Genomic DNA, 8232 nt, shown 5'->3' on the forward strand with positions numbered 1-8232 from the left:
GGCGAGCCGCCGAGCGGCCACCCCGACTTCCAGAGCACCGGCGCCGGCGAGGGGCCGCTCGCCTACCGGCCCGCCAACGCCGTGCCGATGAAAGTGGCGCTCTACGACGAACCCGCCAGCCGGGCGCGGGCGAACGCGCTCGCGCGCGAACAGCGCGCCGACCCCAACGCCGACCTCCCCGACGACGCCTCGCCCGCCTACGCCTGGGTCTACCGCCCGGAGATGCAGTTCTCCGTGTTCGACCTCCAGCCCCAGCGCCTCGAGCAGGGCAGCGCCGATGACGGCACGCTCGAGGTCATCGATCTGACCGACGGCGCCGACGTGCCCGCCATTTCGCTCGACGAGGCGATTCGGTTGCTCTACGGCCTGGAGGGCTCGGAGTTTCTCCCATTGGAGCAACTCGGCCCCGACCGGGAGCTCGTCTTCTCCCTGGGGGCGGAAGAGGTCCGGGCCGAGGTGACCGACTCCGGCGAGCTGGTTTTCGACAACCCCGACCACCTCACCGAGCTGACCGCCGACGACCTCATCGCCCTGCGCCTCTACCAGGGCAACGATTCGGAGAACGTGCTCTGGGAGTATGCGTTCGAGACGATCGACATCGTGCCGGGCACCGACGAGCCGGAAATAGCGGTTTCGGCCGACGACCCAGAGCACGCCTTGAACGCCTATTTGCCGAGTGTCATGCGTCACGAGCCGGACGAAAGGCCAGTCTACACGCTGGCCTGGGGCGTGGAGGGAACGGGCTCTCTGTCGACCGCTCGAGAACGCGGAACGCACGGGCACTATTCGACGATTCTCGAGTTGCCGAATCAGGCCGAAAGCCGGGCGCGAGTCACTGCGCGCCTGGGCAACGGCCAAGCGGCAAGTGCCCACAGCGTCTGGTTCGAGGTCGTACCGGGCGAGCCGGCCGAAATCCAGGTGACTCAGCAGGGGGCTCCGACCGTCGGCGAGCTCGGCGAGCAGGTCCTGACGGTCAAGGTGCTCGATCAATGGGGGAATCCCGTCGCAGACGGGACACCCGTGTCGATTCGTCCGGGGACGGATCTTGCGATCGATGCGCCATCCACGACTACGAACGGCATCGTCGAAGCACGGGTGCGCGGCTTCCGAACCGCCGGAGACATTCCCGTGACCATCGAGGCGGGTGCGGTGCAAACGCAGGCAAGCGTTGCCGTGCACGATATAGAGCTGGCGTTGTCCATGCCGGATGTCGCGACACCCGGTCAGACCGTGACGGTGTCAGTGCGGGCCGATACACCGGCAGCGGACCTGAGCGGGATGTCCGTGATTCTCCGCCACAACCGTGGGGCGTTCTCAGAGCAAACTGTCACGCTGGACGATTCCGGCACAGCCAGCACGCAATACTATGTCGGCGGAACCGCTGGACCGGGAGCGATCAGCGCGGAGCTTGTCGGGCGGTTCGCCGAGCAGCACTTCGAGGTGCGTCCCACCGGAAGCAACCTCCAGCAGACCCATAGTTTGCTCATCGGCGACCGGACCGTGGGCGGCTCCGTCCAGGTCGAGGATCTCAATGGGGATGCGCTCGAATTCGCTTATGCCACACAGACGACGGTCAGCGTTTCCGGCACGCCGGGGGAGATGGTCACGCTGGACCTCGGTGATCCGTTTCGGCCTGCAATCGAGCCGGTGCTCAACTATCGCATGACGGCGATAGGCACCGCGTCCCGCCCCAACGCGGTTCCCGATCTCTACGGTGTTATTCCAGGCACTGCGGACGGCGTCACCGTGGCCGCCAACCAGACACCGGAGTTTCGCAATGCCTACGAGTTCGATGGGACCGGTACCGTCTCGGTGGATCAACACGAAGCGCTGGATCGTCCAGATCGGCTGGGGTTCGCCTTGCGGTTCCGAGCTGATGAACACGACGGAACGTTGGTCGAGTATTCGCAGAGTGGCCAGCGCTTGTTGTTCGAAGACGGGCGTCTGCGCTACGTCGTCACGACCGATACCGGCGAGTACGTCGTGGACAGTGGCCCGGTTGCCTTGGAGAAGTGGCATGAGGTCGGGGCGCACTACAAGAACGAGCGACTGCAGCTGTTCGTCGATGGAAAACGCTTCGAGACAGCGGCGCAGGGCGACCTATTGGAGATCGGCCAAGGTACCCCCGGGAATGGTGGCGTCGGAAGCGGGTCGAGTACCGCCATCACGATTGGTAAGGGGTATCACGGCCTCGTAGCCGGATTCCGGATCTATGACTGGCGGGCACCGAAGCTGCTGGCGTTGCCCGGCGGTAAGCGTCGTGTTGAGCTTACCGTGGACAACTCCGGCAACGCCAATGTCGTCGTCTCAAGCACGGGCATGCTGGGGCAGCGCACCGTCACCGCTGCTGGTTCCAGTGATCTCATCGACTTCTTCATCGAGCGCGCGCGTGCGCAGACGCGTCCAGGTCCGTTGGGCCAAATCGAATATCGAATCTCGGTAAAAGGGTCATGGGGCAGCACCAGTCTAGAAGGTGTCGTTGCCGGAGCGGGTGCATTCGCCCGATTCGCTGATCGCGCTGGCTATGCCTACGTGACCGGTGAGGTGGATTCCGCAGGCGCTTTCGCCGGTGATACGGCGGCAAGCATGACGCCCCTCTGGGGGGATGGGCGAGACCTGGCCAAGCAGGCCTACTACCTGTACTTCGACCCGGGTCGCTATGACCCGATAGTCGTGAAGCTCGCGCAACTCGGGTTGGTGACCGATTTGCTCACTATCTATACCGGGGGCTTGGCCATCGGGGTGGATGGTACGGTCGCGACGGCCAAGACGACCGTCAAGGTGATTCGTAAAGGGGAAGCAGCTGGGCCATATCTCCGCATCCTTGACAAGCGCCTGGATGACGTCATGGACCGTCTGGTGGTCGGTCCCAATCCCGCCAACTGGAACTGGGATGCGGTGGAGCGCACGATGCCGGCGGTGGAAGTGACGTTGTGGCTTGCCTACGACGACGCGAGCCAGCAGCTCATTGCCGGCGCCATCACCAATACCAAGGATTTCGACGTCTGGGTCGACTACCTGCTGCGATGGGCCGAGGCACCAGGCAGCGTTATCGCTCGGGTATCCAACTTCCTGATCGAGCGGGCGAACGCTGCGGATGTGGCCGTATTTCGCCGCCGGGTCCAGGATTTGATCGACTACGCTCAGTCCCAGGGGCTGTACCATTCCGCCCGGAATCCTGATGGGCTTCGACTCATGGGGGAGCACCTCACCGAGGCGCTGGAGGAGTTGAACGACGCAGTGAATCGCTTCCCCGGTACCGACGTCGCGGACCTCCAGTTCGACTCACGCATGTTGCGGGCCCTGGTGAAGCTAGGGAGCCCGCCCGGCGGCCAGCACTGGATGGAGTCCCTCGTCTACCTCGGCGGCAACCGCCTTAACCCGAAGGTGATCACGTTCGAAGAGTTGCTCGGCCATCTCGATAGCGTGAATATCCCTCGCCTGAGCGATGAGGACCAGGGCGCGGGGATGAACACCGTCATGCGCTTGCTCGGCGACGCAGACTGGAAAGACCGCCAGGCCGCTGCGCATCAGCTGCGGGGAATAGCGGTTGCGGGCGACGACGTTGGCCGTGTGGAGTACCGGGTAACGGTTAAGGGTGCCGGTGAGAACAATGAGCTAGGCGATGTGGTATTCGACCGCTTCGAGCCCCCGAACCGTGGCGTGGACTCGAAGGCGTGGAGCTCGACGGAGAAAAACCTGATCCGGCAGTTCAAGCGGGGGCTGGGCCAGGAGGCGGAAAAGGAGCAGATCCTGCGCTACATCGTCATGAACGTGGTCGACGGCGCGGACAACGTGCTGGAATTCGATCGGCGCTCCGCGGGCAAGGAGCCTCTCATACGTCGCCTGCTATGGGATATGGTTAGTAATCCGGACAAATATGATCTGCCCGATCTCAAATGGCGATTGGCGTCGAGTCTGTCGGATGATCCCAACGAAATTCAGCAGGTTATTCGTGGTGAATATGCATGGGACGCGTTTCTCGAGGCTAAAGGTGTCAAAACTGTCATCGACCGGATGGTGACGGTGGTCGAGTAACGGGAGTTGAACGATGATACTTGCTGGTCGAATCGAAGAATTCGCGGAAGGGTTAGGAAGAGTCCAGGTCGTCAACGAGGAAGTAATTCTTTGGAGCGGCGACGGCGTGCGGGTGGTGCGGGGCAAGGGCATTGAAACGCTGTGCTACGACCTAGCCGGTACGGCCTTAAAACCCGAAGGGCTGTTGAGCGTGGTGCCGGACGGCGTTTGGTGGATTCAGTCCAAACCGAGGCGAGCTACATTTGTCGACGTGTTCGATAAGGGGCTGCAATACCCCGAGCAGTGCGGCATTAAGTTGGATCAGGGCGATCGAAGTGGAGAGTGGCTGATTGGACGGGAAACCTCGAAACTAGAAAGCGGCGAATTTCGTACGCGGGTCGTCCTGAAACATTTGTTCCGCGACGAGGTGAAACACAGCGGTGAGTCTGATTACGGACTGAACCAGTGGACAGATGGCGAATTCGTCTACGCGTTTAGCGATGACGACGCGGAGCTGCGGTGTCTCGATACGGAGCTGCGCGTGCGCTGGCGTCAGCCGGTGCCGGCCAGGCGGCCGCCTCGGAGCCTCAATCGCGGCGTGAACTTCGTTGGCGACCAAGTCGTGGTGGCCGACGTCTTCGGCCGGTCGGCCGACGCGGAGCTGGCGGCGGTCGCCTTTCACCGGGAGACCGGCGAGCGCCTCTGGGAGACCCGCTTGCCGGGCGAAGGCGGTTCCGGTGTCAACCGTCATGGCGAGCGTCTCTACGCCGCCCTGGATGACCGCATGGTGGTGTTGGACCTGACTGACGGCCGCGTGGTGGTGGACGAGCCTTCGGGCTTTCCGCAGCCGGAGGTGGGAAAGAACCGGCTCACGGTGTTCACGGACGGTGAGCACATCCTCGCCGCCCATAGTGAGACACTGCGGGTGTTCAGCGGCGATGGCCGGACGCTGCTCGACGAGGTCGAACTGCCGACACCGCCGACGCCGTTTGTCTTCGGTGGGAAAGCGGGAACGGCGCGCGGACACTACAAGTTAAGGTTGCACATGGCGGCGGTGCACGCCGGGCGCGTCTACGTGCCCATGGAAGCCTATAAGTTCGTGGCGGGATTGTTGATCCTCGAGCCGTCGAGCGATTGTGATGGCGGCGGAATCACCGTCAGTCCCCGCCTGCCCGCTCGCCTGGAGACCGTGCCGGACGGCCGGGGGCTGCATGGCTATCGTCTGTCCATGGGCGGTGGAGGCTTCGACCGTCTGCTGCGCCATGCCAAAGTGCAGCTTGCCGAGGTCGCTCAGTATCTGGGGCAGATTCAGGCGGCGCACGACCACTTCGATCCGCTTTTCAACGGCCGCATCACGCTCAGTGTGGCGTCACGGGAGGTGTCGGCGGACGGCGAGGAGGAGCTCGGCCGTGCCGTCGAGGTGATCAATCAGTTTTGCCGGATGCACGGGGTCTATGCGCCGGCGATGAAGGGCAGCCGCAAGTCCAAGTGGGTGCAGGTGTCGCTGGATCTGACGGAAGAGATCCCGTCGTTGCCGGAGCAGGGCATCGAGCTGGACGACTACCTGACTGAGCTCATGGCCGAACAGGCGCGCCATGAGAGATCCGAGGCGGAGTGAGCGCGGGAGGCAGGCATGGGCAAAGAGCAACCAGGCATGGCGGCGCTGCGGGCCAACCCGGTGGTTCGGCTGCCGGCCGCGCTGATCCTGCTGATCGGCAGCCTCGTGCGAGACGAATCGGAACGCCAGGCCACGTTCACCGAAGGCCTGCGGTACCTGGACGAGGGCAGGGTCCAGGGCGACGCGTTGACGCGGGACATCTTCGGGCTGACGCTCAAGGTCTTGAAGGAGGAAGGCGCGCAAGCGTTGTTCGATGGCGCAAGCAGCCCTTCCCTGGAGACGCTACAGGCGGTCCTGGAGCAGGCGCACGAACACCTGCGCGACGCCGTGACGCAGAACGCCATCGGCAAGGCCGACGCGCAGGCCTATCTCGACTGGGTCGGTGGGCTCGGTGAGCGTGTCGCGACGCGCGTGCCGGGGCAAGGCCGCGAGCTGGCGGAGACCATGGTCGCCGGGCTGCGGGAGGCCGTCGCCGACCTTTAGCGGCGGCCGGTGTGGCCGGCGGTCCGCGTTGCAGCGGCCGCTATGGCTGGAGCGGGGTCAGCCGGCCTTCGGTAAGTAGCGTCATGGCGGTATCCAGCACGTCGCCGTCGTCGTCGAAGAGGGCTTGTTCCAACGGCTCGTCGGCATCGCCACCCATGCCTGTCTCGTAGCTCCACGCGTGGCCGCCGTCGAAGACTTCGACGCTGAGGCCATCGACGTTGTCGGCCACGGTGACCGCGACGATCTGCACTGGCGGTGGGGTCAGTCGCTGGAGCCAGGCGTAGAGGCTCGCCCAGGTATCGCCCGTATGCAGCGGTCCGCCCCAGAGACCGAACCGCAGTTGCCGCTCGCTTTCGGGCCACGCCCAATCGATCTCGGTCTCCGCGAGCCAGCCTTCGAAGGTCTCGGGCTCGGTGTCGAGCTGTCGCAGCTCCGCTTCCGGACGGCGGAAGCGGCGGGTGGCCAGCCTGCGATAGCGGTATTCCGTAAGCGCCTTGAAGAGCGCCGCGCTTTGCTCGGCAGTGGCGAAGGTGCAGTCGACGGTAATGTTAGTGGTAGACATGGTCACATTGTTGCCGCTTGGGTGGCGTGATGTCGACGTCAAGGTGATGCCCGGGATCGCTGCTTCCTTTGGGATTTCGCGGGACGCAGAAATCGGGGGGTGTGGGGCAGGCACGCGTTCGCACGGTCGTTGACCGAGTGTCGGTGAAACAGGAAACAGAAGAACGAATCATGGAAGGTTCAGAACACGGCCCTCTCGAGTCACGGGCCTAGAGCTGACCGACGTGGCGACTTGCTACAAGGTGATGGACGGCGATTGCGCCCGCGAGCTCGTCGGATCGTTGCGAGAGGACGGGTTCGGCTTCGACCCTGAGATTACCTGCCTGCTGGCGTCCATGGGGGCGCGGTTCACCGAAGTGGAAGCCAGCTATCGCCCGCGCACCGCTGCCGAGGGTAAGAAGATCAAGTGGCAGGATGGCATGACTGCCGTGCGCGTTTTGCTCGGGAATTCCGTGGACCGCGGCCCCGCCCTCGTGTCGAGCGGCGAGGCCTGAGTCGGCGTGTCGACCCGGTGTCAGTGGCGCGGTCTCCCGCCGCGCTGGCTGGTTGGGCCCTATACGGCGATCGGGGCCTTGATGGCCGGGTGGTGCCGGTAGCCTTCGAGCGCGATGTCCTCGTAGCGGAAGGCGAAGAGGTCGGTGACGTCCGGGTTCAGGTGCAGGCTCGGCAGCGGCAGTGGCTCGCGGGCGAGCTGGCGGTCGGCCTGTTCCAGATGGTTGAGGTAGAGGTGCGCGTCGCCGAAGGTGTGGACGAACTCCCCCGGCGCCAGCCCGGTGACCTGCGCGACCATGTGGGTGAGCAGGGCGTAGGAGGCGATGTTGAACGGCACGCCCAGGAAGACGTCGGCGCTGCGCTGGTAGAGCTGGCAGGACAGTCGGCCTTCCGCCACGTAGAACTGGAACATCGTGTGGCACGGCGGCAGGCCCATGCGGTCGATGTCCGCCACGTTCCAGGCACTGACGATGTGGCGGCGGGAGTCCGGGTTGTGCCGGATCTGTTCGAGTACCTGACTGATCTGGTCGATGTGCTGGCCGTCCGGCGTCGGCCACGAGCGCCACTGCACGCCGTAGATGGGGCCGAGGTCGCCGTTGTGGTCGGCCCATTCGTCCCAGATGCTCACGCCGTTGTCTTTCAGATACGCGATGTTGCTGTCACCGGCCAGGAACCACAGCAGCTCGTGGATGATCGAGCGCAGGTGGAGCTTCTTGGTGGTGACCACGGGGAAGCCCTCGGCCAGGTCGAAGCGCATCTGGTGGCCGAAGATCGACAGCGTGCCGGTACCGGTGCGGTCGTCCTTGCGCACGCCGGTCTCGCGCACGCGGCGCATGAGGTCGAGGTACTGTCGCATGGTGGTTTGAACGAGTTGAACGTTGAAAGATGAAAGTCAAAAGCGGCCACGGGCAGCCTCGGACATCGCGTCCGCGCGCGCACATCCGCCGTCGGCGATGAGCTGGTGCTCACTTTAAACTTGCGACTTTTACTAATCTTCTCAGAAGTATTGTCATGCGTCAGCCGGTCTGTGCGCCGATGGGGCAAGGCGCGAGGCGCGCCGT

General features: G+C 64.2%; 6 protein-coding genes. 4 read left to right on the forward strand and 2 right to left on the reverse strand.

The features are described from left to right. The 3 genes from ACPEES_RS22515 to ACPEES_RS22525 form a co-directional block, all read left to right on the forward strand. The coding region (locus tag ACPEES_RS22515) for a LamG domain-containing protein (protein WP_435106595.1) at positions 1–4038 on the forward strand (4038 nt) is incomplete at its 5' end. A 13-nt stretch (positions 4039–4051) separates the two neighbouring features. Next, positions 4052–5635: an outer membrane protein assembly factor BamB family protein gene (locus tag ACPEES_RS22520; RefSeq protein WP_435106597.1), complete on the forward strand. Its 1584-nt coding sequence runs from the start codon at positions 4052–4054 to the stop codon at positions 5633–5635. A 15-nt stretch (positions 5636–5650) separates the two neighbouring features. Then, positions 5651–6118, forward strand: coding sequence for a hypothetical protein (locus ACPEES_RS22525; protein WP_435106599.1), 468 nt, complete (start codon positions 5651–5653; stop codon positions 6116–6118). 40 nt (positions 6119–6158) lie between these two features. Here the strand turns inward: ACPEES_RS22525 and ACPEES_RS22530 are convergent, their stop codons facing one another. Then, a complete protein-coding gene (locus tag ACPEES_RS22530; protein ID WP_435106601.1) occupies positions 6159–6680 on the reverse strand; it encodes a hypothetical protein in 522 nt (173 codons plus the stop codon). A 223-nt stretch (positions 6681–6903) separates the two neighbouring features. Between ACPEES_RS22530 and ACPEES_RS22535 the strand changes: the two genes are divergently transcribed. Beyond that, a complete protein-coding gene (locus ACPEES_RS22535) occupies positions 6904–7173 on the forward strand; it encodes a hypothetical protein (protein ID WP_435106603.1) in 270 nt (89 codons plus the stop codon). A 59-nt stretch (positions 7174–7232) separates the two neighbouring features. Here ACPEES_RS22535 and ACPEES_RS22540 read toward each other — a convergent pair whose 3' ends face one another. Then, the gene (locus ACPEES_RS22540; RefSeq protein WP_435106605.1) at positions 7233–8027 is read right to left on the reverse strand and encodes a thymidylate synthase; all 795 of its coding nucleotides are present in this window, start codon (positions 8025–8027) and stop codon (positions 7233–7235) included. Positions 8028–8232 lie beyond the last annotated feature (205 nt).

The organism is Arhodomonas sp. AD133 (genome assembly GCF_051195215.1).
In the GTDB taxonomy this organism is placed as follows: domain Bacteria; phylum Pseudomonadota; class Gammaproteobacteria; order Nitrococcales; family Nitrococcaceae; genus Arhodomonas.

Coding starts and splice junctions, on each gene's coding strand:
- ACPEES_RS22520 (WP_435106597.1), top strand. CDS start 4,052: ATGATACTTGCTGGTCGAATCGAAGAATTCGCGGAAGGGTTAGGAAGA.
- ACPEES_RS22525 (WP_435106599.1), top strand. CDS start 5,651: ATGGGCAAAGAGCAACCAGGCATGGCGGCGCTGCGGGCCAACCCGGTG.
- ACPEES_RS22530 (WP_435106601.1), bottom strand. CDS start 6,680: ATGTCTACCACTAACATTACCGTCGACTGCACCTTCGCCACTGCCGAG.
- ACPEES_RS22540 (WP_435106605.1), bottom strand. CDS start 8,027: ATGCGACAGTACCTCGACCTCATGCGCCGCGTGCGCGAGACCGGCGTG.